Consider the following 22,638-nt stretch of genomic DNA (forward strand, 5'->3'; position numbering starts at 1 on the left):
GCTACGCCGCACAAGCGATCACGAAGACTTACGCAGATATTGCGGAAAAGTGACCGTTTCACTCCGTCGGCAGCTCGCCGCCGCTCACGTGATACAACATCGACATCCGCACCGCCACACCGTTCTCCACCTGGGTCAGAATGGCGGACTGGTCCCCGTCGGCCACGTAGGAGGAGAGCTCCACCCCGCGGTTGATAGGGCCTGGGTGCATGACCATGGCGTTGGGCTTGGCCAGCTTCAGGTTCTGCGGATTGAGGCCGTAGTAGCGGGCATACTCGCGCAGCGTCGGCAACAGGGTCTTCCCCTGGCGCTCCAGTTGAATCCGGAGCATCATCACCACATCGGCCCCCGCAATCGCCTCCCGCATGTCGGTGCAGACGGTGACGTTGCCCAGCCGCTCGATGCCGGGAGGCATCATGGTCGGCGGACCGGCGAGGCGGACGCTGGCCCCCATGGTCGTGAGGCCGAAGATGTCGGAGCGGGCGACGCGGCTGTGGGTGATGTCGCCGACGATGGCCACGGTGAGCCCGTCGAGGGCCCCGAATTTCTGGCGCATGGTCAGCATGTCGAGGAGCCCCTGGGAGGGGTGCTCATGGGCGCCGTCACCGGCATTGATGACAGAGCAGGAGACCCGCTGGGCGAGGTAGTGATGGGCCCCCGAGGCGGCGTGGCGCATGACGATGATGTCAGGTTTCATGGCCTGGATGTTCCGCGCCGTATCGGAAAGGGTCTCCCCTTTGGTGACGGAACTCGTCGAAGCCGAGATATTGATCGTATCGGCAGAAAGTCGCTTGGCTGCAATCTCGAATGAGGTCCGGGTCCGGGTGGATGCCTCGAAAAAGAGGTTCACCACCGTCTTGCCGCGCAGGGTCGGCACCTTCTTGATGTCCCGGCCCGAGATTTCCTTCATGTTATCGGCCGTATCGAGGAGGAGCTGGATCTCCTCCCGGGTCAGCCCCTGCAGTCCGATGATATCCTTATGATTGAACCCCATCGTTCCCCCCCTTTGAAATCAGTAGCGCGGCTATTTTTCGAGCACGACTTCGGTCGGCCGGGAGTCGGCGTCGAACAGGACCACGATCTTCTCCCGCATGCTCGTCGGAACGTTGCGGCCGACAAAGTCGGCACGGATCGGGAGCTCGCGGTGCCCGCGGTCGATGAGGACCGCCAGCTGGATGCAGTCGGGGCGACCGTGATCCATGATGGCATCCATGGCGGCACGAATCGTCCGGCCGGTGAAGAGCACATCGTCCACAAGAACCACTTTCATCTTCTCGATGACAAAGGGAATGTCGGTCTTGCCCACCGGCAGGTGGGGTGCCTGCCCCTTGAAGTCATCACGGTAGAGGGTTATGTCCACCTCGCCGACCGGAACCTTCGCCCCTTCGATCTCCTCGAGCCGGGCCGAAAGCTCCCGGGCCAGATGCACGCCCCCCGTCCTGATCCCTACAAGTACCAGGTCGTCAACCCCCTTGTTCCGTTCGAGAATCTCGTGGGCGATCCTGGTCAGCGCCCGTTTGACGCCCGCACCGTCAAGAATGGTCGTCTTCTCTTCCGCCACAACTCCCTCCTTTCCCGTCACCCTCTCCGGGTCGTTTACCGTTCCGGCTGCCGGCACAAAAAGAGCCCTTCCGCACAATTGGCGAAAAGGCTCGGATAAGACTGTCGTACGTTCGAGTCTGTCACAAACACCTTTTCTAACCTCACGGGGTTAATTTAAAAGGCCGGGATAAATTTTTCGTACCCTACCACCGCGGCAGGGACGGTGTCAAGAACGTATTCAGTGGATCAGCGTGCCGATGCTTCCCCACCGCACGCGGAACTTCTCCCGGTCCCACGACCAGTACTTGATGAAGGCCAGCCCCTTGATCTGTTCGTTTTTCACCACTCCCCAGAAGCGACTGTCATAGGAACGGTCGCGGTTGTCCCCCATCATGAAGTAGGAGTTGGGGGGGACCATGACCGGCCCGAAGTTGTCCCGGGGGTTCTGGGCCGCCGGGACCGTGTCGCTCTCCTTGTGCACCTCCTGGGGGATCGCGTACAGCTTGTCGTTGACATACACCCGCTTGTTGACCACCTGGATCTTGTCGCCGGGGAGTCCGATCACCCGCTTGATGAAATCCTTGCTCGGGTCCTCGGGATATTCGAACACGATCACGTCACCGCGCTTCGGATCGCGGATCTTGAAGTACCGCCCGTCCACGAAAGGGATCTTGGTGCCGTACATGAACTTGTTGACGAGAATGTGGTCGCCGATGGCAAGGGTATCCTCCATGGAGCCAGAGGGAATCTTGAACGCCTGAACGATAAAGGTCCTGATGACAAGGGCGAGGATGATGGCGATGATGATCGATTCGGCGTACTCCCGAACGATATGCTTTCTCTTCACCGGCTGCTCCGCCGGCGAAGCATCCTTGCCCATGGTGCCGTCCGATCCGTACTGGGTATTCTTGTAATCCATTGACTGTTCCTTTGCGCAGAGGATAGAGGTAATTGCTACTTGTCTTCCACCTTGAGGATGGCGAGAAACGCCTCCTGCGGCAGCTCGACGTTCCCCACGTTCTTCATCCGCTTCTTCCCTTCCTTCTGCTTTTCGAGAAGCTTGCGCTTACGGGTTATGTCGCCGCCGTAACACTTGGCGAGGACGTCCTTGCGAAGCGCCTTGACGGTTTCGCGGGCAATGATCTTGGTGCCGATGGCGGCCTGGATCGCCACCTCGAACATCTGACGGGGGATCAACTCTTTCATCTTGGAGACGAGATCGCGTCCCCGATAATAGGCCTTGTCCCGGTGGATGATGAGCGACAGGGCGTCGACGGTCTCGCCGTTGATGAGGATGTTCATCCGGACCAGTTCGCTCCGGCGGTAATCCAGATGCTCATAGTCCAGCGATGCGTACCCCTTGGTGATGGATTTGAGCCGGTCGTAAAAGTCGAGAACCACCTCGTTGAGGGGAAGCTCGTAGATGATCATGACCCGCGTGGGGGTGAGATACTTGATTTCCCGCTGCACCCCCCGCTTCTCTTCGCACAGCGCCAGGATGCCGCCGACGAACTCGTTGGGGGTATGGATTGAGGCGAGGATAAACGGCTCTTCGACGTAGTCGATCTCCTGGGTAGGAGGGAGCTGATTGGCACTCTCGATGGTGATCACGTCGCCTTTGAGCCGGTGGACCTTGTAGACAACCGTCGGGGCGGTGGTGATGAGGTCGAGGTTGAATTCCCGCTCCAGCCGCTCCTGGATGATCTCCATGTGAAGCAGCCCCAGAAAGCCGCACCGAAAGCCGAAGCCAAGGGCGAGGGACGTTTCGGGCTCATAGGAGAAGGAGGAGTCGTTGAGCTTCAGCTTCGCCAGGGCGTCGCGCAACTGCTCGTACTGGGCCGTATCGATGGGATAGAGCCCCGAGAAGACCATCGGCTTCACTTCCTTGAAACCGGAAAGAGGCGCCCCGCACTGGTTGTGGAAGAGGGTGACGGTATCGCCGACCTTGGCGTCCTGCACCTCCTTGATGCCGGCGATGATGAAGCCGACCTCCCCCACCGAGAGCGAGGGGACCTCCCGCATGACGGGAGCGAAGACACCGACCTTGAGCGCTTCGTAACTGCGGCCGGTCGACATCAGCAGGATCTTATCCCCCTTCTTGAGGGTGCCGTCCATAACCCGGACGAGGATGATGACCCCCTGGTACTGGTCGTACCACGAGTCGAAGAGGAGCGCCTTCAGCGGTTTTGCCGGATCGCCCTCGGGGGGCGGAATCTTCTTGACGATTTCTTCGAGGATCTCCCGGGTGCCGATCCCCTCCTTGGCGCTGGCCAGCACCGCATCGTGGGCATCGAGCCCGATGATCTCCTCGATCTCGTGCTTGACCCGGTCGGGCTCGGCGGCAGGCAGATCGATTTTGTTCAATACGGGGAATACTTCCAGATTGTTGTCGATGGCGAGATACACGTTGGCCAGCGTCTGGGCCTCGACCCCCTGGGAGGCATCGACCACCAGGAGTCCCCCCTCGCAGGCCGCCAGCGAACGCGACACCTCGTAGGTGAAGTCCACGTGGCCGGGAGTATCGATGAGATTCAGAATATAATCTTTCCCATCGTCGGCGCGGTAGCTGAGGCGGACGGTCTGGGCCTTGATAGTGATCCCCCGTTCACGCTCCAGGTCCATCTTGTCGAGGAACTGGTCCTGCATCTCCCGCTTGGAGAGCGCACCGGTATACTCCAGAAGACGGTCGGCAAGCGTCGACTTGCCATGGTCGATGTGGGCAATGATGGAAAAATTGCGGATATTCTCAATCTTCATAGACACCTATAGAGCGGCAATCGCTTCCTGTCGCGCCCTCCGGCAACAGCAGGCTGGACGCCGTTTTCGTCTTGGTTTAACCGTCGAAGCATATCTGATATTCCGCGGCGTTGTAAAGGGATTTCTCCCGACCGACAAGGCAAACAATTATCAATTAATATTTTCACATTTTACATTGCCGACCCGTCTCTCCTGTGATATATAAATAGGCAGATCGTTTCAGTCCGGTAACACCTTTCAAGCAGACTCACGACGCATCAGCTCCCAATCCATTCAATTAGGTAGCAGCGAACAAACAACGCGACCAGCGAAGAGCGCCCATCATGACCATTTCCTCCTCCCAATCGCCGCTGCTTTCCGCAAACACCGCTGAACTGCGGCGGCTGGTGGACGAGTTGAGGGACGAGGTGGCAAGACGAACCCACGTCGAGGAGGATCTGAGGCGATCGTTTGCGGAAGCTTCGGCTGCGGCCAAGGGGGGTGGTGAGCTCCTTGCTCATGCCAGCCATGAGATGAGGACCCAGCTTCAAGTCATGAGCGGAGCACTGGAGCTTCTCGGAGAGACCCCCCTTTCATCCCCCCAGCACGATTACGTGAATCAGTGCCGGCAGGCGAACGCGCTTCTTCTCGCATTCGTCAATGACATTCTCGAATTCAGCCGTATGGACGCCGGGCAACTCTCCCTTGACCTCGCCGAATTCTCGCCGATCGAACTCCTCAGGGTAACCACCGATATGCTCGGCGCCCTGGCCCGGAGCAAGGGACTGAAGCTGCAATGGCAGGCCACCTCCGATATCCCGGAAGTCGTCAGGGGAGATGCACGCCGGCTTCAGCAAGTGATGATCAATCTCGTCGGCAATGCCATCAAGTTCACCCGTGAAGGCTCGATAACGATCTCCGCCGCCCGGGAGGCCGCTCCGTCCGCGCCATGTGCTCTGCGCTTCACGGTCGAGGACACCGGCATCGGGATTCCTGGGGCACAGATCAATCAAATTTTCGAACCGTTCGCCCAGCTCCACGGCTCTGCCTCGACCCAGCCTAACGGTACGGGACTCGGACTGGCCATTGCGCAAAAACTGATCGACCTCATGAGCGGGACGGTTCAGGTCGAAAGCGAGGAAGGTAAAGGGAGTCGCTTCACGTTCATCGTACCGTTCGAGCTCCCTGCAGGTGCCGTGGAACAGCAGCAGGCACCGGCCCTCTCACCCCGCAAACCCGATATATGGGGACTCCATATCCTCCTTGCAGAGGACTCGGCCGATATCCGGCAGCTCGTCACGGTCTTTCTCACCTCATCAGGGCACCGGGTCGAAGCGGTTGCCAACGGTGAAGAAGCCGTGGATAAATTCACCACCGGCAACTTTGACGTCGTCCTGATGGACATGCAGATGCCCGTACTTGATGGGTGCGCGGCCACGAAACTCATCAGGGAATGGGAGCGCATGCACGGCACCGGGCCGGTACCTATCCTGGCACTGACTGCCCATGCGGAGCGGAGCGACCTCAACCGGAGCCGCGAAGCCGGTTGTACGGCTCACCTTGCCAAACCGATCAGAAAAGAGGTCCTCCTGCGCACCGTCGCCGCCCATATCGGCGCATGAACCACTGCGAGTCACCTATGGATCAGACAAAACAAAAGAGACATACCGTTTCCATAGATCCCGAGCTTATGGACATCGTGCCGACATTCCTCGAGTATCGCTGGCAGGACGTTGCCTCGCTCCAGGATGCCCTCGCCCATGAGGACCCGTGCCTGATACGAAAAATCGCCCACAACCTCAGGGGGGCCGGCAAATCCTTCGGATTCGGCGCAGTGACCGGCATCGGGATGCGCCTGGAACGGGCGGCCCTCACCGGAAACTGGAGCAGAATATCAAAGTTCATCGACCTTCTGATCGAGTACCTCGAACGGGTGCAGCCGGTGAGCGGCAGATGACCCCCTCCGGCAAGGAGATTGCCTTTCCTTCCCTGTCATTTCGTGCTATAGCACCACATGCATCAACGAAATTCACTGAAGGGAACCGGTACATGCTGACAGGAAAACAAAAACGCTTCCTCCGTGGTCTGGGGCACGCTCTCAATCCCGTGATAACCGTCGGGAAAGGCGATATTTCGGAGTCTCTCTCGCGGGAGACCGACGAAGCCCTCGCGCACCACGAACTCATCAAGGTAAAGATTCTCGAAAGCTGCCTTCTGGACCGCCACGATGTGGCCGAGGAGCTTGCCGCCGCCTGCGGTGCCGACGTGGCGCAGGTGCTTGGCCGGACCTTTCTGCTCTACCGCCCGGCAAAGGAGCCGAAGATCGCCCTCCCCCGCGCGAAGTAGCGGCACGTTCGCTGCCGGGGGGATCAGATCGCGGGAGAGCACCTCCTGCTTCAGCAACAAGAAAAGGGGCCGCACGGAGCTGCCCCTTTTCTTCGTCTTCAGTCTGTCTTGCAGGGAACGTGAGCTTTCAATCGTCGTCGTGTCCCCGTTCCTTTCCGCGGTGCTTACGCTCCTCCTTCTCCCATTTGCGCTCTTCCTTCCACTGCTCACGCTCTTCCTTGCGCCGTTCCTTCCACTCCTTGTCGGGACGGAAATATCGGCCGCGGTAGTGATCATGGTCACCCCGGTAAACCCGGTACTCGTCGTCGCGGTAGTAGCGGATCCGTTCCAGCTTGTGCTTGCGCAGCCCCGGCGGAAGGCTCCGGTACCTGGTCGCGCCCCAAGGACCGTTGTAGTCAGGGGCAACATACCAGGAATTGCCCTGATAGAGATAATAGCGGCCCGAGATGTAAAAGATGTCGTACGGAATATCGACCCCGACATAAAAACCGAGACTGGGGGGGGCGATGAATACCGGCGGCTGGTCGAATACGACCCGTGGAGAGACGACGGCGACCGGCGGTGCCGGGACGACCACCTGGGGCCTGTTTCCGACATTGATGTTCAGGTCAAACCCGACGTCCGATCCGGCAAATGCCGGGACTGCCGACGCCGTCAGCAGCGCTGCGAGCATGAGGGCTCTTTTCATGTTTTCTGCTCCTTTCGCGGGAAACTGGTTCTGATATTCTACTTGCTCGTGGCCGGAATGCAAAAAAGCCGGGGCCGTCATATCTCGTCGATACTTCGGCAACCCGGCTGTCTGCGTGAGACCCTGTAGGCTTTCCGCCCCACCCTCGCGGATGGTTGAGTATTATCGTCTATCGGAACCAGCTTTTTCTCCTTAATACCCCATTCGCCACGCAAGAGTCAAGGGGTCAACGAATGGTTCACACCCGCTCATACGGCTCGAACAGCCGCTTGAACTCGTCGAGGGCAAACCGGTCCGTCATGCCGGCGATGTAGTCGCACACCACCCGCTCGCGTCCGAGGAGCTCCATCTTCTGCTGATACTTGCGAGGCAGGAGGGTCGGGTGCTTCACGTAACTCTCAAAAAGTTGGGTAAGATAGCGTTCCGCCTTCACCCGCATCCGCTCCACCTTGTAGTGACGGTAGAGATTCTCGAACAGGAACCGTTTGAGGGCGCGGTTTTTCTCGGCCAGGTCGGGGCTGAGGGCAACCACCGGCCGGTTCACCCGCCTGAGGTCGTCGAGGGTCTCGACGCCGAAGGTGCGGATGTTCGCCAGCGACGTTGCGGTGAGATCCTTGATGAAGACGCCGATCAGTGCGCTGATCGTCTGGAACTTTTTCCGCTCAGGGTCGAGTTCCGGGCAGGCGGCTTCGATCCTCTCCCAAACCTCCCTCCAGAGCGCTACCCCACGGAGCTGTTCGATGGTGATGTAGCCCGATTTGAGCCCGTCGTCTATATCGTGGTTGTTGTAGGCGATCTCATCGGCATAGTTGATGATCTGTGCCTCCATGGTCGGGACGATGCCCGGCAGGAACTCGTCGATGACGCCGGAGGGACGGTCATACGGAGAGGAATGCTTCACGATTCCCTCCCGCACCTCCCACGAGAGGTTCAGCCCGTTGAAGCCGGGATAGCGCTCTTCCAGCTCGTCCACCACGCGAAACGACTGCAGATTATGCTCAAACCCGCCGGCGGCATCCATGAGCCGGTTCAGCACCTCCTCGCCGGTATGACCGAACGGCGTATGCCCAAGGTCGTGCGCGAGGGCGAGGGCCTCGGTCAGCTCCTCGTTCAGCTTCAGCCGCCGGGCGATCGCCTTGCCGATCTGGGCGACTTCGAGCGAATGGGTAAGCCGGGTGCGATAGTAGTCCCCTTCGTGGTTGACGAATACCTGGGTCTTATATTCAAGACGGCGAAATGCGGCACAATGGATGATCCGGTCCCGGTCGCGCTCGAAGGCGGGGCGGTTGTCGCGAAAGTCCTCCCGGTGCTTCCGCCCCCGGGAAAACGCGCTCCGGGCAGCGTACGTCGCCAGATCGGGACGCTCCATGCCTTGTTCATCGATACCTGTCGTCATGAGTTCCTCCTGCGGGGTGAGGCAAATCTAATTCCGCATCCCCGGGGAGTCAACAACAAAAGTAGTCCTTGACGGGAACCGGCGTATCATGTTAGTTTTTTAAGCCTTTTTTAAGATTATCCAATTTTCGTATACACGACTGCGAACCACCGTTATGCCACAGACCCTTATCAGCCGCGTTCCCGCAAAGATCAAGGAGAAACTCGGCTCCCGGCCGGCCGTTTGCCTGCTGAACGGCGCGGATGTCTTCTCCGCCCTCAGGCACGAGAACATGATTCTCATGGCCTGCAATCCCCGCATCAGACACGTGATTCCCGGCATCATGAAAGCGGCCGAGGAACTCGACGCGGTCATCGCGTTCGAGCTGACCCGGACCGAGGGAGGACTCGACGGCGGTTATACGGGACAAACCCCGGAGGTCTTCTTCGATACCGTGGTTGAGTACGCCCATCGGTGCGGGTTCTCGAAACCGTTCATCCTCCACGGAGACCACACCACCGTCACCGCCGTTGATGCGGCGGAGATCGAGGGGGCACGGACCCTCATTGCCGGGCAGATTGCCGCGGGATACACCTCTTTCGCCATCGACGCCTCGTTCACCCCCCTGACGGACAACATCGAGATCACGGCTGACCTTGCCCGGACGGTAGTTGCCGAAGGGTACGGCCTCGAAGTCGAACTGGGCGAGGTGAAACCGGTGGGCGTCACCTCGAACCTGACCACCGTGGCAGAGACCGAGGAATTCCTGACGGGCCTCGCCGCCCGGGGCATACGTCCCCACCTGCTCGCCATCGACAACGGCTCGAAGCGCGGGAATTACCTCGACGGAGAAATGGTCAGGATCGACCTCGAACGTACCCGACAGATCCATGAAACCACGGCGCGCCATGGCCTTTCGGGACTTGTGCAGCACGGGATCACCGGCACTCCGCTGCGGATCGTCGGGAAGCTTGCGGAGTACGGCATCCGCAAAGGGAACATCGGCACCCTCTGGCAGAACGTGGCCCACGCGGGGCTCCCCCTCGACCTCATGGATGCCATGCGCCGCTGGGCAAAGGAAAACGGCAGGGACATCAAGTTCGCCACCAGACCGTTCAAGGCCGACATTGACGCGATCCCCGAGGAAAATGCCCGGCAAATCGTCGACATGGCGTACCGCGAGGCAAAGGAATTCCTCCTCGCGTTTCATGCCCGGGGAAGCGCGTCGCGCCTTGCCCAGCACATGAAAGAGTCGCCATGCGCGTGATCAGCGGCACCGCTCGGGGGCGCCGGCTTGCCGCCCCGCCGGGAGAACGGGTGAGGCCCACTGCCGACCGGGTGAAGGAAGCCCTCTTCAGCATCCTCACGTCACTTCTGGGAAATTTCGAGGGAATTCGGACCCTCGACATCTTCGCCGGGACGGGAAACCTCGGAATCGAGGCCCTGAGCCGCGGCGGCGCTGAGACGATCTTTATCGATAACCACCGGGAATCGGCAGCAACCGTGAAGAAGAACCTCGACACCCTCGGATTTGCCGGGCAGGGCACGGTCGTCATCAAGGATGCGGTGGCCGCCATCGCCGCCCTGGAAGGCGCAGGACGGCCATTCCAACTCATCCTTCTCGACCCCCCCTACCGCCTCGGCATGGCCGGGCAGGTGCTCGAGCGGCTTGCCGGTTCGCCCCTCGTGGCCGACGAAACGATCATTATGGCCGAGACCGCCGATGACGAAGAGATCGTCGCCGCGTTCGGTCCCCTGCGGATGTTCGACCGGCGGGTTTACGGCGACACCGCCCTCTCATTCTTCAGGAAAGGGACTTCCACCGACCATGCCTAGGAAAATCGCCGTCTATCCCGGCTCCTTCGATCCGATCACGTACGGGCATCTCGACATCATCGACCGCGGGCTTAGAATCTTTGATCAGATCATTGTCGCCGTGGCTCGCAACTCGGCGAAGAACGCCCTCTTCACCACCGAGGAGCGGGTCGACATGATCCAGCGTGTTCTTGCCGACAACGCCCGGGCGAGGGTTGACACCTTTGACGGCCTTCTGGTAGATTACGTCCTTTCCCAGCAGGCAACGGTCATCATCCGCGGACTGCGCGCCATCTCAGACTTCGAATACGAATTCCAGATCGCCCAGATGAACCGGAGCATCTCCCAGGAAGTGGAGACCCTCTTCATGATGACGTCCGTTCCATACGGTTACCTTTCGTCTTCCATAGTCAAGGAAGTGAGCTCTCTCAACGGTCCCATCGACAGTCTCGTCCCCCCGCTGGTGCGGGAGGCGCTCAAGGAAAAGTTCTCCACTATCGCTCGATAACGGAACGACTCCGGTCATTCCACAACCCAAAGGAGGGAACAATGAAACTTGCAGATCGCGTCAACAAGATCCAGCCTTCCCCTACCCTGTCCATCGACGCCAAGGCCAAGGCCCTGAAAGCCCAAGGGATCGATGTCGTCGGCTTCGGCGCCGGCGAGCCCGACTTCGACACCCCCGCCAACATCAAGGAAGCTGGAAAGAAAGCCATCGACGCAGGTTTCACCAAATACATGCCGGTGGGGGGCGCCGACGACCTCAAGGACGCCATCATCGCCAAGATGAAGCGGGATCACGGTCTCGACTACACCCGCGACGAGATTTCGGTTGCCTGCGGCGCCAAGCATACGCTCTACAACATCTCCCAGGCCCTGATCCAGGAAGGGGACGAAGTGATCATCCCCGGTCCCTACTGGGTTTCCTACCCTGACCAGATCGTGCTTGCCGGAGGCACGCCGGTCTTCATCATGACCGACGAAGCCACCGCCTTCAAGATCACCCCGGAGCAAATGGAGAAGGCGATCACCCCGCGGACCAGATACGTGATCCTCAACTCCCCCTGCAACCCGACCGGCACCACCTACACCAAGGATGAGCTTAAGGCCCTTGCCGCTGTCCTTATCAAGCACCCGCACGTGCTGGTCGTCTCCGACGACATTTATGAGAAGCTCCTGTACGACGGACTCGAGTTCTGCAACATCCCCATGGCCTGCCCGGAGCTGAAGGAGCGCACCATCATCGTCAACGGCGTTTCCAAGGCCTACTCCATGACCGGCTGGCGCATCGGCTACGCCTGCGGTCCGAAGGAACTGATGGGCGCCATGACGAAGATGCAGTCCCAGTCCACCTCCAATGCCACCTCCATCGCCCAGAAGGCATCCGTCGAAGCGCTCAACGGCCCGCAGGACGCCGTGGCAGCCATGGTGAAAGAGTTCGAGAAGCGGCGCACCTATATCGTCGATCGCCTCAACGCCATCTCCGGCGTGACCTGCTTCAAATCCACCGGCGCCTTCTACGCCTTCCCCAACTTCTCCGGCGTCTACGGCAAGACCACGCCGGCAGGGAAGAAGATCGAAAACTCCTCCGACTTCGCGGCGTATCTCCTGGAAGATGCCAAAGTCGCCCTGGTGCCGGGCGTTGCCTTCGGCGACGATCGCTATGCCCGCCTCTCCTACGCCACGAGCCTCGAAACCATCAAGAAAGGTCTCGATCGGATCGAAGAGGCCATTCGGAACCTGAAATAACGACGGGACGCATTGCAAAGGGGTGACGCTTTTGTTACCGTGACAGGAAAAGGCGGGGTCTACCGAGGTAAACCTCGCCTTTTTCATATCCACCCCCTAAAGAAACTCTTATTTTGGCCGATAGACGTACTAACAGGCTCGACTTTGACCCGCTTCGCGGGCCGGCCAGCCAGGAGGATGCGATGATCACCAAAGACATGACCATCGGCGATATCATCCGCATGTACCCCGTAACGCTCAAGGTTTTCGAGAAGCATGGCCTGGACTGCTACGAGTGCCAGGTCGCCGACTACGAACAACTGGAGCACGGCGCCGGCGTCCACAAGACCGACGTCGCTCTTCTGCTCAAAGAACTGAACGAGGCAATCTCATCCTGACCTCCATGAAGGAACAGCCGCCCAACTACAGCAGCTATTTCGATGTCGGACTCCGGGTCGAGGTTCGTTTTCCCCGCACCGAGGATCTCGCCTTCCGCGATTGGGCGGTCGTCACCCTCTTCGATGAAGACCTCGTGGCGTTCCAACTCTCCCGCGATGTCCTCCCCGAGCTCGTCAAAACCGATATCGGCACGATTCTCGACCTGCGCCTGGGCAAAGGGGGGAGCGCTTACTGTTGTCGCTCGATCATCGTCGGCGAGCGAACAGGGGCGAGCATAACGGTCCGGCTCATCGGTGGGGTCGTTCCGGACGAGTTGAGGGAGTTCTACCGGATTGACGCCTATATCCCGCTGCGCTATCGCATCCCCACGGGAGAGTCGGCCAGCGAAATCAAGGCTCACTGGGAATCCAGCCGCTACGGAACCCCCACCGCCAGTGATAGTTTTCCGCCCCCGGCCGTTGATGCCGGCGAATCCTTCGGAGCGCGGGCGGACCACCCGACGCCGGTGGCGGCAAACATCAGCGGCTCGGGGATTCGGATCAGGACCCGCGAGCAGTTTTCCATCGGCGACCTGCTCCCCGTGGAGCTGTTCCTCCCCCTGGAGCCGCCGCGAACCATTTCGATCGTCGGCCAGGTCGTTCACGTCGGCCAGGTTCGGACCCGGGAGGGTGATTCCCCCCTCTTCAGCACCGCCCTTCACTTTTACTGTATCGATGAACGGGACCAGGACGCCATCATCAGATTTATTTCGATGGTTCAGCTGGAACACCTCCGCTCCGTTCGCGGCGACGCCATCAGCATCACCGATCTGGAGTACACGACCTACTCCCGCCGGATGCGGCGGCGAAGGATCATTTTTGCCACCATCCTGATCTCTCTCATCCTTATCGCCCTGACACTTCTCGCAATCTCGCGGCTCACCGGACCCAAGGGAGAGATCGAGCAGAATTACGAGCGGGAAATCCAAAAGTACCGCTCGACCTTTCCCTGGCGCTGATGTTCTCCTCTCCCGGTGCTGCCCTCCCAGAGTAAAATTTATACACCATCTACACACCTAATCCACCCTGCGACACCACATCCTCAATCGCCAGTTGCCGACCAGCGTCCGTATACGAGCCAATCAATGGCCGTTCGCAATGCAGTTGGCCCATAATTTCGCCACATTACCCAACCACCACACAGAGCCACTTCCATGCGCGACCAAATGGCACGGGTATCGCATATAAGCTTGTCCACGAGGCACGAGTGTAACCAGATCACACTCCCCGCATCCAGGAGGTCCCAAGGTGCTGTACAAAACCGTAACAGAGTCGTTCAACGAATTCATCATCGACCGCAGTGACGCCAAGTGCATCCGCTGCAAGGTCTGCATCCGCCAGTGCGCCTACGAGGTCCACTCGTACCAGGAGGAGGCAGATGTCCTGACGGAGGACAACACCCTCTGCATCGGCTGCCGCCGCTGTTCGGCCCTCTGTCCCACCGGCGCCATCACCATCCGCGCCAACGAGGAGGCCTTCAAGCGGAACGAGTCGTGGTCCGGCGCCCACATCCGCAACCTCTATGCCCAGGCCGATACCGGCGGCATCCTGCTTGCTGCCATGGGGAACCCGGCAAAATACCCGATCTACTGGGACCACATGCTCCTCGACGCTTCCCAGGTCACCAACCCGTCCATCGACCCGCTCCGCGAGCCGATGGAACTGCGGACCTACCTGGGCAAGAAGCCCCACGCTATCGAAGTCGTGCGGGACGAGCAGACGGGCAAGCCAAAACTCGCCACCAAACTCACGCCGCAACTGAAGCTGGAATACCCCTTCATCTTCTCCGCCATGAGTTACGGCGCCCTGAACCTCAACGCTCACAAGGCGATGGCAGCTGCCGCCCAGGAACTCGGCACCCTTTACAACACCGGCGAGGGTGGTCTCCACAAGGACCTCTACCAGTACGGCAAGAACGTCATCGTTCAGGTGGCGTCGGGACGGTTCGGCGTCAGTGAGCAGTACCTGAACGCCGGCGTCGGGATCGAGATCAAGGTGGGCCAGGGAGCCAAGCCGGGAATCGGCGGGCACCTCCCCGGCGAAAAGGTCAACAGCGAGATTTCCGAGACCCGGATGATTCCCATGGGCTCCGACGCCATTTCGCCGGCTCCCCACCACGACATCTACTCCATCGAAGACCTGCGTCAGCTGATCTTTGCGCTGAAAGAGGCGACCAACTACGAAAAGCCGGTATCGGTCAAGATCGCGGCGGTCCACCATGTGGCGGCCATTGCTTCCGGCGTGGCCCGGGCCGGTGCCGACATCATCACCATCGACGGCTTCCGCGGGGGGACCGGTGCAGCACCCCAAGTCATCCGCGACAACGTCGGGATTCCGATGGAACTCGCCCTCGCCGCCGTGGATTCGCGGCTGCGGGACGAGGGGATCAGGAACCAGGTTTCGATCGTGGTCGGCGGCGGCGTCCGCTCCTCGGGAGACGCCATCAAGGCTATCGCCCTCGGCGCCGATGCCATCAACCTCGGCACCTCGACCCTCCTCGCCCTGGGCTGCACCCTCTGCCAGCGTTGCTACACCGGCAAGTGCCCCTGGGGAATCACCACCAATAACCCGTACCTCGCCAAGAGACTCAATCCGGAACTCGGTGCCGAGCGGCTGGTGAACCTCGTCCACGCCTGGGGTCACGAGATGAAGGAGATCCTCGGCGGCATGGGGCTCAACGCCCTCGAATCGCTGCGCGGCAACCGCTACAAGCTTCGCGCGGTGGGGCTCTCGGAAAAAGACATGAATCTTCTGGGCGTGATGCCCGCTGGAGAATAGAACCATGAAGCGAATCTACACTCTCGAAGACGCCTGCATCGGCTGTCACCTCTGCGAGGTCGCCTGCATCACCGAACACTCCCCGTCGAAGGATCCGGTCAAGGCATTCCTCCACGAACCGGTCCGCCCCATCTCGCGCTGTACGGTCGAAGAGTGGGACGGCGGCATCGTCTCCTTCTCCACCACCTGTCGTCACTGCGACGAGCCCGACTGCATGCGGGCATGCATCTCGGGCGCCATCCAGAAATTCGACAACGGCGTCGTCCGGGTCGATACCGAGCAGTGCGTCGGTTGCTGGTCTTGCGTCATGGCATGCCCCTACGGTGCCATCCAGCGCAATCTCACCAAAAAGAAGGCAAACAAGTGCGACCTCTGCCCTGATCGCAAGAGCCCGGCCTGCGTCGACGCCTGCCCCAACCGCGCGCTTGTCTACAAGGAGGGGAGCCAGAAATGAATTACGTGATCATCGGAAACTCCGTGGCCGCCGTCGGCGCCGTCCGAGGCATCAGAAGCGTTGACCAGAGCGGCAACATCACGGTCATCTCCCGTGAGCGCCACGTCGCCTACGGCCGTCCCCTCATCTCCTACCTCCTTGGCGGCCTCGTCACCGAGAAGCGGATGGCCTACCTTCCCGAAGACTTCTACGAGAAGAACCGAGTCAACCTCCTCCTCGACTCCGAGGTGATCGGCGTCGACCCCACAGGCCGGAGCGTCAGACTTGCCGCGGGCGACACCATCGCGTACGACAAGCTCCTCGTCGCCACCGGCGGCGACCCCTTCGTCCCCCCCATCGAGGGGATGGCCGACAAGGAGCGGATCTTCACCTTCACCACCTGGGATGACGCGGCGAAGCTCAAGGGGATTGCCAACGACATCGAAAGGGTCGTCGTCATCGGCGGCGGTCTCATCGGGCTCAAGGCGGCCGAAGGCCTGCACCTCCTCGGCAAGCAGATCACCATCGTAGAACTGGCCGACCGGATTCTCTCCATGGCCTTCGATCGTCCCGCAGGGCGGATCGTTTCCAAGAAGATGAAGGCCAACGGCATCGACGTCCTTACCGAAGAGACGGTGGTCCGGATCGAGGGAGAAGGGTCGGATATCACGGGGGTGACACTCCGTTCCGGCGACTTCATCCCCTGCGACACGGTCATCGTCGCCATTGGCGTTCGTCCGGCCTGCACCTTCCTGAAGGAAAGCGGGGTCGAGGTCAACCGCGGCATCGTTGTCGACGACCGGATGGAGGCCAGTGTCGAGGGGATCTTTGCCGCCGGCGATGTGGCCGAGGCCAAGGACTTCTTCACCGGGGTCAAGAACCCGATGCCGATCTGGCCCGATGCCTACATCCAGGGGGACATCGCCGGCGTCAGTATGGCCGGCGGGACCAAGGAATATGCGGGCGGCATCGCCATGAACTCCATCGAGCTCTTCAAGGTGCCCACCATCTCCATGGGGATCACCAACCCGCCGGAACCGAAGGAGTTCGAGATCCTGACGTATATGGACCAAGAAAGCTATCTCTACCGCAAGATCGTCATCAAGGATGGTCTTCTCGCCGGGGCCGTGCTCGTGGGCGCCGTGGACCGCGCCGGGATTTTCGCCGGCCTCATCCGCGACAAGATGGATGTCACGCCGTTCAAGGAACAGCTCCTGGCCCCTGATTTCGGTTTCGCCCATCTGCCGAAGGAGTTGCGGAACACCCTGTTCGCTCCTGCCGGCAAGATAACGGAGACCGGGAAGCCGGCCCGGGCCGTCGGCCACTGACCCGTTCGCCCCAGCGATTCGCCACGACCAGACAGAGGTTCGAACAATGAACGTTACACGCAAACCGACCCACAACTTCCAGAAAGATATCTCCAACTGCGGTCTCACCGGCTTTATCTCCAAGTCGGGGAAGCTCGTCGGGGGAGAGGTCATCATCAAATCGATCGCCCTCATGCACGACCGGGGTAACGGCCTCGGCGGCGGGTTCGGCGCCTACGGGATCTATCCCGATTACAAGGAATTCTTCGCCTTCCATCTGATGTACGAGAGCGGCATGGCCCTCCAGTTGACCGAAGAGTACCTGGAGCGCCACTTCTTCATCGAGCAGCACGAGGAGATCCCGACGCGCCGCACGCCGGCCATCGTCAATCCGCCGGTCTTCAAGCGCTACTTCGTAAAGCCGCTCGAAACGCCGGACTACCAGGAAGCGATCGAATTCCAGGGGATGACCGACGAAGACGTTGTCGTCCGGCACGTCATGTCCATCAACAACGAGATCGAAGGGGCGTTCGTCGTCTCTTCCGGCAAGAACATGGGGGCGTTCAAGGGGGTCGGTTACCCCGAGGAGATCGCCGATTTCTTCCGACTCGAGGAGTACCAGGGGTACATCTGGACCGCCCACAACCGCTTCCCCACCAACACGCCGGGGTGGTGGGGTGGAGCCCACCCGTTCACCCTCCTCGACTGGTCCATCGTCCATAACGGCGAGATCTCGTCCTACGGCATCAACAAGCGCTACCTTGAGATGTACGGCTACCTCTGCACCATGCTGACCGACACCGAGGTCGTCGCTTATACCCTCGACCTGCTCATCCGCAAGCACGGGCTCACGCCAGAGCTGGCGAGCCTGGCCCTGGCCTCCCCCTTCTGGGATATCATTGACGCCCTTCCCGAGGACGAGCGCCAGCTGCTGACCGCCATCCGCCAGGTTTACGGAAGCGCGCTTCTCAACGGCCCCTTCGCCATCCTCTTCGCCAGCAACGAGGGGCTCATCGGCCTCAACGACCGCGTCAAGCTCCGTCCCCTGGTCTGCGCCACGAAGGACGACTTCGTCTACATGGCGTCCGAGGAAGCGGCAATCCGCGAAATCTGTCCGAAGCCCGACAAGGTCTGGGCTCCGCGCGGCGGCGAACCGGTCATCGCGAAACTGGATCCTGGCGTAATCTAATCAACCAGCGATGCATGGGAAGCCGACAGTGATCGATTTCCCTCCTCTTCGCTTTCCACAGATTTTGAGGTGTCAGTTATGAAAATCGATGCACAGGGTCTCTACTACCGGGACCTCAACCAGAAAATCCGCGAGGCGGTGGCTGCGGGCGCCACGGAGATCGACCTGGTCAATGTGAATGGCCAGTACTTTATCGGCGACGGGATCAACAAACCCGTTACCATAACCATCCACGGCGTGCCGGGGAACGATCTTGCCGCGTTCATGAACGGCGCCACGATCGTTGTGAACGAGAACGGACAGGACAACATCGGCAACACGATGAACGCCGGCAAGGTGATCGTCCACGGCCACGCCGGCGACGTCCTCGGCTACGGGATGCGCGGCGGCCGGGTTCACATCCGCAAGGATGTCGGCTACCGGGTCGGCATCCATATGAAGTCCTACGACGAGAACAAGCCGGTCCTCATCGCGGGGGGCAAGGCCGGCGACTTTTTCGGCGAGTACATGGCCGGCGGGGTCCTGATCCTGCTCGGAATGTTCAGCGATGACGCGGACAAGCCGATGCACGGCTTCCGTTTTGGGACCGGCATGCATGGCGGAACGATCTACGTCCGGGGGATGGTCGACGAGAAGAAGCTTTCTCAGGAAGTCGGCGTCTTCGAGCTGACCGCGGAGGATCGCCAGGTGCTGGAAGAATACCTGATGGAGTACTGTGCTGATTTTGGCATCGACTTCGCCGAGGTGATGAGCGGAGAGTTTGTGAAGATTCTTCCGAAGAGCAAGCGCCCCTACGGCAACATGTACTGTCCGATGCCGCGCTGAACCGGCTTCACGGTACGCATACGAGGAAATAGAAAGGGAAGGCATCGCTGCCTTCCCTTTTTCTGTTCTGACATATTTACCGCAGGGGTTATCTCAGCGGGGGGCACCTTCCAGTTGGTAATTCACGCTGAACGAGTTCTCTCGCTGGCCCGCTTCACCAATGATGCCGCTGACCCCTTCCACGAGCATATCGCGGAGCAGCTTACGCTTCTTCGGCGGCATGATCAGCTTCGGCTCCCCTTTTATTCCGGCGAGTCGCCCCGCCTCCATGACGGCATCCTGGAGCGTACCGAGCCGGTCAACAAGATGAAGCGACAGGGCCTGCTCTCCGGTATAGACGCGTCCGTCGGCCAACGCCCTCACCTTTTCGACCGGCAGTTTGCGCCCGTCGGCCACCGCCTTCACGAACTGCCCGTGCAGATTGTCGATAACCCCCTGCAAAATCGCTCGATCCTGCGGGGTCATCTCCCGTAACGGCGAACCGACGTCCTTGAACCGGCCGCTCTTGATGGTGAACGCCTTCAGCCCCACCTTGCCGAGGAGCCCCTCGATGTTCGACATTTTCATGAGGACACCGATGCTGCCGGTTATGGATCCCGAATTGGCGTAGATCACCGAGGCGGGTACCGCAATGTAATAGCCTCCCGAGGCGGCGATGCTGCCCATGGAGACCACCACCTTCTTCGCGGCGGCGAGCTTTTTCATCTCTTCGTAAATCTCCTGGGACGGCCCGACGACACCGCCGGGAGAATCGATCCTGAAGACCACCGCTTTGACATTCGACCGTTTTTTCAGCTCGTGAATCTGCTTGATCGTCTCTTCGCAGTCGATGATGGGGCCCTTGACTTCCAGGTACCCCACCCCCTCTTCGCTGGTGAGAACAACCGGAGAATCCCCCAGAAACAGCCGCACCACCTGCACCGAGAAAGCAAAGAGAATCGTGACCGCCACAACGATGACGATACCCGCAGCGACGTATTTTCTGTTCATCGACAGCCCCTTCGAATGCCCGTCGGCATTGAATTTATATAGAGTTTACATGAGGAATTTTTCTCGATAAACCTGTTGACTGAGCCCACTTGATGCCCCACAATATTTGCATGAAACTGGTAATTCTTTCCGATACTCACGGCAACCAGCCCCTGGCTCTCGCCATTATCGACGCCCATGGCGATGCTGATCATATCGTCCACCTGGGTGACGAAATCGACGATGCCTGTTTCCTGGAAGACGCGACCGGCAGGGACATCGTGAAGGTGAGCGGGAATTGTGATTGCTCCTTCGATTCCCCCCGTGAGACGCTGCTTGATCTTGAAGGGCACACCGTCCTCATTACCCATGGTGACCTTTACAATGTAAAAACGGGGATGGAGCGGCTGAAAAAACGGGCACGGGCCGAAAAGGCCGACATCGTTCTCTACGGTCACACCCACCTCGCCGCCATTGACGAACTCGACGGCATCCTCTACGTCAACCCCGGCTGCCTCAAGAAGGGGTGCGAGCAGTTGAGCTACGCCGTGCTCACCCTCGAAAACGGATCCGTATCAGCCAAGATCATCCCCGCATCGATTCCCCTCTCCTAGCAGGGACCACACGTCCATAAATCCTCAGCACCCGCAGCCGCAGTTATGGCATACCTTCCGGTTGTGATCCTCCGGCGGCACCGTTTCAGGCGCAAAGGCAATGCGCGTCACCGCCCGCCTGATATCTTCAAACAGATCGAGATGCTCGCTCTTGCCGATGACATGCCCCACGCAGATGGCGTGAAAACCGTCAGCAGGTGACGAGATCCTCACCGCGTTGAGGAGATCGGCGTAACTGTTGACATCAATCGCGTAAGCGTCATTGGTCGCGCGCTTCAGCACGATCCCGAACCGTGCCAGATCTTCCGAGAATTCGGCAAAGAAGCGGCCCGCCACTTCCCCCTCGATGTCGACGCGCCAGTTGTCCCGCGTGTGATTCTGCCGATAGAATACGACCGTCATCTCCTTCGACGCCATAGGTACCCTCTCCTGGTCAGCCGGCGTTCGCCGCCGCTTTACGCTGCAAAGAACTGAAGATCATGTCGAGCACCGCCTTCTGCGCCGTTTCATACTTGTTCATTACGGCCAGACACGTCCCCAGGGGAAACTGCTCGTGAAGAAAATCAGCCTCCCGACTCGACAGAATGATGATCCTGCTCTTGTCGACGCCGACCTCGCGGGCGTAGTTTGCCACCTTTTCCCCGTCAAGCACCGGCATTTCATAATCCACAAGCAACAGGTCAAGGTTCCCCTTTCTGATGAATGACAGGGCGCGCACGGGGTCGCTGCACACCTGAACTCTCAAAATGGGATAGTACTGCTTGATATAGCTCTTCAGCAACCGCGAAAAGGCCTTGTCGTCATCAACGATCAGAATCTTGCCCATTATCACCTCGTGCGGCACCAGCCCGCACCTCTGCAAAAAAATCGGAGCCTCTTCGCCTACTTGAGAACCTTGGTCGCGGCATTCAGGGTACGGAACGGGATCTGTAGCCCGAGGCCCTTCGCCGTATGGAGGTTGACCACCAGCTCCACCTTGTGCGCTGTGGCAATTGGCAGCTCACCGGGCTTCTTCCCCGCGAGGATCTTGGCAGCGTACTCCGCCGCGAGCTGTCCCTGCTCCGCTGGACTTATCTCGAGGGTTACGAGGGCCCCCTTCTCCGCTGCCTCGGGGACCGTGGAAATGACCGGCAATCGCGCCTCATTCGCCTTGCGCATAATCCGGTCGAACTGCTTTCCAACCACCGAACTCTCCGTGACGAAGAGGCAGTCAGACCGCGAAACGAGATGGCCGAGCGCCGCGTCAAGGCCGGCGGCAGTCGGAACATTGGCCTCAACCACCGTGAAACCGTGCTGTGCCGCAAGGCGTTTCAACTCCTTGAGCTGCACGATGGCTCCCGCCTCCCGATTATTGTACAGAATGCCAAGTGTTCGCACCGGACGGATATCCGCCATGGTCTTCACCAGCGTTGCCACGGGGACCTTGGAGCTGGCTCCGCAGAGATTGGTCCCCGATTTCGACATGCTTCGCGTCATGCCGGTTTCGACGGGGCCGTAGACATCGGCAAAGACCACCGGAATGGCGTTGTCGGTCTCCTGGAGCGCCGCCAGGGTCGCGGAAGCGCCGAAAGTCACGATTACGTCGGGTTTGACGGCGTTGAATTTCCTGAGCGTATTCGCCCACGAGATCGGGTCGGGGTTGGGGGTCTGGGTAAGGATCTCCACGCTTCCCTGGTCGTATCCGCGGGCGGAAAGGGCCTTCACGAAGGAGCGGTGGGCTTCCCGGTAGCGCGGCATATCGCTGGTCAGCACCGTCGCCACCACCTTCCCCGCGCCGGCCGCACTCCCGCTGCAGAGCGTTGCGATACCCAGAATCAGGATGGCTAGGTAACGAGTCACGGTCATGGGTACCCTGG

At 60.0% G+C, this 22,638-nt stretch carries 25 protein-coding genes and 1 riboswitch; of the genes, 15 read left to right on the forward strand and 10 right to left on the reverse strand.

Features of this window, described 5'->3' with window-relative positions; genetic code table 11:
- Positions 1-58 precede the first annotated feature (58 nt).
- The 4 genes from GPICK_RS09850 to lepA all read right to left on the reverse strand — a co-directional run bounded on the left by GPICK_RS09850 (position 59) and on the right by lepA (position 4,299).
- On the reverse strand, positions 59-994 hold the full coding sequence (locus tag GPICK_RS09850; protein WP_039742703.1) for an aspartate carbamoyltransferase catalytic subunit: 936 nt from the start codon (positions 992-994) through the stop codon (positions 59-61).
- 30 nt (positions 995-1,024) lie between these two features.
- Positions 1,025-1,561 (reverse strand): bifunctional pyr operon transcriptional regulator/uracil phosphoribosyltransferase PyrR, encoded by a 537-nt coding sequence (gene pyrR, locus GPICK_RS09855; protein WP_039742705.1) that lies wholly within the window; start codon positions 1,559-1,561, stop codon positions 1,025-1,027.
- Positions 1,562-1,780: 219 nt separating this feature from the next.
- The gene (lepB, locus tag GPICK_RS09860; protein WP_039742708.1) at positions 1,781-2,461 is read right to left on the reverse strand and encodes a signal peptidase I; all 681 of its coding nucleotides are present in this window, start codon (positions 2,459-2,461) and stop codon (positions 1,781-1,783) included.
- A gap of 35 nt (positions 2,462-2,496) precedes the next feature.
- Positions 2,497-4,299, reverse strand: a complete 1,803-nt coding sequence (gene lepA, locus GPICK_RS09865; RefSeq protein WP_039742710.1) for a translation elongation factor 4 — start codon at positions 4,297-4,299, stop codon at positions 2,497-2,499.
- 323 nt (positions 4,300-4,622) lie between these two features.
- Here lepA and GPICK_RS09870 point away from each other — a divergent pair, with 323 nt between their 5' ends.
- The 3 genes from GPICK_RS09870 (at position 4,623) to yhbY (ending at position 6,624) form a co-directional block, all read left to right on the forward strand.
- Entirely contained in the window at positions 4,623-5,900 is a 1,278-nt protein-coding gene (locus GPICK_RS09870; protein WP_052263393.1) for an ATP-binding protein, read from the forward strand.
- A 68-nt stretch (positions 5,901-5,968) separates the two neighbouring features.
- On the forward strand, positions 5,969-6,235 hold the full coding sequence (locus GPICK_RS09875; protein WP_236685529.1) for an Hpt domain-containing protein: 267 nt from the start codon (positions 5,969-5,971) through the stop codon (positions 6,233-6,235).
- A 92-nt stretch (positions 6,236-6,327) separates the two neighbouring features.
- Entirely contained in the window at positions 6,328-6,624 is a 297-nt protein-coding gene (yhbY, locus tag GPICK_RS09880; protein WP_039742716.1) for a ribosome assembly RNA-binding protein YhbY, read from the forward strand.
- 127 nt (positions 6,625-6,751) lie between these two features.
- Here the strand turns inward: yhbY and GPICK_RS09885 are convergent, their stop codons facing one another.
- Positions 6,752-7,312, reverse strand: coding sequence for a hypothetical protein (locus GPICK_RS09885; RefSeq protein WP_039742719.1), 561 nt, complete (start codon positions 7,310-7,312; stop codon positions 6,752-6,754).
- A 94-nt stretch (positions 7,313-7,406) separates the two neighbouring features.
- A riboswitch (cyclic di-GMP riboswitch) is annotated at positions 7,407-7,483 on the reverse strand.
- A 67-nt stretch (positions 7,484-7,550) separates the two neighbouring features.
- Positions 7,551-8,708: a deoxyguanosinetriphosphate triphosphohydrolase gene (locus tag GPICK_RS09890; RefSeq protein WP_039742722.1), complete on the reverse strand. Its 1,158-nt coding sequence runs from the start codon at positions 8,706-8,708 to the stop codon at positions 7,551-7,553.
- Positions 8,709-8,862: 154 nt separating this feature from the next.
- On the opposite strand from GPICK_RS09890, the gene GPICK_RS09895 reads away from it, so the two are divergent.
- From GPICK_RS09895 to GPICK_RS09945, 11 genes are all read left to right on the forward strand, one after another.
- The gene (locus tag GPICK_RS09895; protein WP_039742725.1) at positions 8,863-9,954 is read left to right on the forward strand and encodes a class II fructose-bisphosphate aldolase; all 1,092 of its coding nucleotides are present in this window, start codon (positions 8,863-8,865) and stop codon (positions 9,952-9,954) included.
- Positions 9,945-10,523 (forward strand): 16S rRNA (guanine(966)-N(2))-methyltransferase RsmD, encoded by a 579-nt coding sequence (gene rsmD, locus GPICK_RS09900; RefSeq protein ID WP_039742728.1) that lies wholly within the window; start codon positions 9,945-9,947, stop codon positions 10,521-10,523. The genes GPICK_RS09895 and rsmD overlap by 10 nt, the downstream gene beginning before the upstream one ends.
- Positions 10,516-11,010 (forward strand): pantetheine-phosphate adenylyltransferase, encoded by a 495-nt coding sequence (gene coaD / locus GPICK_RS09905; RefSeq protein ID WP_039742731.1) that lies wholly within the window; start codon positions 10,516-10,518, stop codon positions 11,008-11,010. Before rsmD ends, coaD begins: the two co-directional genes overlap by 8 nt.
- A 41-nt stretch (positions 11,011-11,051) precedes the next feature.
- Positions 11,052-12,251 (forward strand): pyridoxal phosphate-dependent aminotransferase, encoded by a 1,200-nt coding sequence (locus GPICK_RS09910; RefSeq protein ID WP_039742734.1) that lies wholly within the window; start codon positions 11,052-11,054, stop codon positions 12,249-12,251.
- A 182-nt stretch (positions 12,252-12,433) separates the two neighbouring features.
- Positions 12,434-12,628, forward strand: a complete 195-nt coding sequence (locus GPICK_RS09915; protein ID WP_039742736.1) for a DUF1858 domain-containing protein — start codon at positions 12,434-12,436, stop codon at positions 12,626-12,628.
- Between the two features lie 5 nt (positions 12,629-12,633).
- On the forward strand, positions 12,634-13,626 hold the full coding sequence (locus GPICK_RS09920) for a PilZ-like domain-containing protein (RefSeq protein WP_039742739.1): 993 nt from the start codon (positions 12,634-12,636) through the stop codon (positions 13,624-13,626).
- Between the two features lie 289 nt (positions 13,627-13,915).
- The gene (locus GPICK_RS09925; protein ID WP_039742743.1) at positions 13,916-15,445 is read left to right on the forward strand and encodes a glutamate synthase-related protein; all 1,530 of its coding nucleotides are present in this window, start codon (positions 13,916-13,918) and stop codon (positions 15,443-15,445) included.
- Positions 15,446-15,449: 4 nt separating this feature from the next.
- Positions 15,450-15,899 (forward strand): 4Fe-4S dicluster domain-containing protein, encoded by a 450-nt coding sequence (locus tag GPICK_RS09930; RefSeq protein ID WP_039742746.1) that lies wholly within the window; start codon positions 15,450-15,452, stop codon positions 15,897-15,899.
- Entirely contained in the window at positions 15,896-17,206 is a 1,311-nt protein-coding gene (locus GPICK_RS09935) for an NAD(P)/FAD-dependent oxidoreductase (RefSeq protein WP_039742749.1), read from the forward strand. The genes GPICK_RS09930 and GPICK_RS09935 overlap by 4 nt, the downstream gene beginning before the upstream one ends.
- Before the next feature lie 46 nt (positions 17,207-17,252).
- Positions 17,253-18,374, forward strand: a complete 1,122-nt coding sequence (locus GPICK_RS09940; protein ID WP_039742751.1) for a class II glutamine amidotransferase — start codon at positions 17,253-17,255, stop codon at positions 18,372-18,374.
- Between the two features lie 78 nt (positions 18,375-18,452).
- Positions 18,453-19,199 (forward strand): GltB/FmdC/FwdC-like GXGXG domain-containing protein, encoded by a 747-nt coding sequence (locus tag GPICK_RS09945; RefSeq protein ID WP_039742754.1) that lies wholly within the window; start codon positions 18,453-18,455, stop codon positions 19,197-19,199.
- Positions 19,200-19,292: 93 nt separating this feature from the next.
- Here the strand turns inward: GPICK_RS09945 and sppA are convergent, their stop codons facing one another.
- Positions 19,293-20,189, reverse strand: coding sequence for a signal peptide peptidase SppA (gene sppA / locus GPICK_RS09950; RefSeq protein ID WP_039742756.1), 897 nt, complete (start codon positions 20,187-20,189; stop codon positions 19,293-19,295).
- Between the two features lie 110 nt (positions 20,190-20,299).
- On the opposite strand from sppA, the gene GPICK_RS09955 reads away from it, so the two are divergent.
- Positions 20,300-20,782, forward strand: coding sequence for a metallophosphoesterase family protein (locus GPICK_RS09955; RefSeq protein WP_039745621.1), 483 nt, complete (start codon positions 20,300-20,302; stop codon positions 20,780-20,782).
- 24 nt (positions 20,783-20,806) lie between these two features.
- Here GPICK_RS09955 and GPICK_RS09960 read toward each other — a convergent pair whose 3' ends face one another.
- Genes GPICK_RS09960 through GPICK_RS09970 form a run of 3 tightly spaced genes read right to left on the reverse strand, consistent with a single transcriptional unit; the run spans position 20,807 to position 22,627 of the window.
- A complete protein-coding gene (locus GPICK_RS09960) occupies positions 20,807-21,199 on the reverse strand; it encodes a hypothetical protein (RefSeq protein ID WP_039742758.1) in 393 nt (130 codons plus the stop codon).
- Between the two features lie 16 nt (positions 21,200-21,215).
- Complete coding sequence (locus GPICK_RS09965) at positions 21,216-21,608, reverse strand: response regulator transcription factor (RefSeq protein WP_039745622.1); 393 nt, start codon at positions 21,606-21,608, stop codon at positions 21,216-21,218.
- Positions 21,609-21,664: 56 nt separating this feature from the next.
- The gene (locus GPICK_RS09970; RefSeq protein WP_039742761.1) at positions 21,665-22,627 is read right to left on the reverse strand and encodes an ABC transporter substrate-binding protein; all 963 of its coding nucleotides are present in this window, start codon (positions 22,625-22,627) and stop codon (positions 21,665-21,667) included.
- Between the last annotated feature and the right edge of the window lie 11 nt (positions 22,628-22,638).

Source organism: Geobacter pickeringii, assembly GCF_000817955.1.
Taxonomy (GTDB): Bacteria; Desulfobacterota; Desulfuromonadia; order Geobacterales; family Geobacteraceae; genus Geobacter; species Geobacter pickeringii.

Bases quoted from the DNA above. Each gene is read 5' to 3' on its own strand.
- GPICK_RS09850 (WP_039742703.1), bottom strand. From the start codon at position 994: ATGGGGTTCAATCATAAGGATATCATCGGACTGCAGGGGCTGACCCGG.
- lepB (WP_039742708.1), bottom strand. From the start codon at position 2,461: ATGGATTACAAGAATACCCAGTACGGATCGGACGGCACCATGGGCAAG.
- lepA (WP_039742710.1), bottom strand. From the start codon at position 4,299: ATGAAGATTGAGAATATCCGCAATTTTTCCATCATTGCCCACATCGAC.
- GPICK_RS09870 (WP_052263393.1), top strand. From the start codon at position 4,623: ATGACCATTTCCTCCTCCCAATCGCCGCTGCTTTCCGCAAACACCGCT.
- GPICK_RS09875 (WP_236685529.1), top strand. From the start codon at position 5,969: ATGGACATCGTGCCGACATTCCTCGAGTATCGCTGGCAGGACGTTGCC.
- yhbY (WP_039742716.1), top strand. From the start codon at position 6,328: ATGCTGACAGGAAAACAAAAACGCTTCCTCCGTGGTCTGGGGCACGCT.
- GPICK_RS09885 (WP_039742719.1), bottom strand. From the start codon at position 7,312: ATGAAAAGAGCCCTCATGCTCGCAGCGCTGCTGACGGCGTCGGCAGTC.
- GPICK_RS09890 (WP_039742722.1), bottom strand. From the start codon at position 8,708: ATGACGACAGGTATCGATGAACAAGGCATGGAGCGTCCCGATCTGGCG.
- GPICK_RS09895 (WP_039742725.1), top strand. From the start codon at position 8,863: ATGCCACAGACCCTTATCAGCCGCGTTCCCGCAAAGATCAAGGAGAAA.
- rsmD (WP_039742728.1), top strand. From the start codon at position 9,945: ATGCGCGTGATCAGCGGCACCGCTCGGGGGCGCCGGCTTGCCGCCCCG.
- coaD (WP_039742731.1), top strand. From the start codon at position 10,516: ATGCCTAGGAAAATCGCCGTCTATCCCGGCTCCTTCGATCCGATCACG.
- GPICK_RS09910 (WP_039742734.1), top strand. From the start codon at position 11,052: ATGAAACTTGCAGATCGCGTCAACAAGATCCAGCCTTCCCCTACCCTG.
- GPICK_RS09915 (WP_039742736.1), top strand. From the start codon at position 12,434: ATGATCACCAAAGACATGACCATCGGCGATATCATCCGCATGTACCCC.
- GPICK_RS09920 (WP_039742739.1), top strand. From the start codon at position 12,634: ATGAAGGAACAGCCGCCCAACTACAGCAGCTATTTCGATGTCGGACTC.
- GPICK_RS09930 (WP_039742746.1), top strand. From the start codon at position 15,450: ATGAAGCGAATCTACACTCTCGAAGACGCCTGCATCGGCTGTCACCTC.
- GPICK_RS09935 (WP_039742749.1), top strand. From the start codon at position 15,896: ATGAATTACGTGATCATCGGAAACTCCGTGGCCGCCGTCGGCGCCGTC.
- GPICK_RS09940 (WP_039742751.1), top strand. From the start codon at position 17,253: ATGAACGTTACACGCAAACCGACCCACAACTTCCAGAAAGATATCTCC.
- GPICK_RS09945 (WP_039742754.1), top strand. From the start codon at position 18,453: ATGAAAATCGATGCACAGGGTCTCTACTACCGGGACCTCAACCAGAAA.
- sppA (WP_039742756.1), bottom strand. From the start codon at position 20,189: ATGAACAGAAAATACGTCGCTGCGGGTATCGTCATCGTTGTGGCGGTC.
- GPICK_RS09955 (WP_039745621.1), top strand. From the start codon at position 20,300: ATGAAACTGGTAATTCTTTCCGATACTCACGGCAACCAGCCCCTGGCT.
- GPICK_RS09960 (WP_039742758.1), bottom strand. From the start codon at position 21,199: ATGGCGTCGAAGGAGATGACGGTCGTATTCTATCGGCAGAATCACACG.
- GPICK_RS09965 (WP_039745622.1), bottom strand. From the start codon at position 21,608: ATGGGCAAGATTCTGATCGTTGATGACGACAAGGCCTTTTCGCGGTTG.
- GPICK_RS09970 (WP_039742761.1), bottom strand. From the start codon at position 22,627: ATGACCGTGACTCGTTACCTAGCCATCCTGATTCTGGGTATCGCAACG.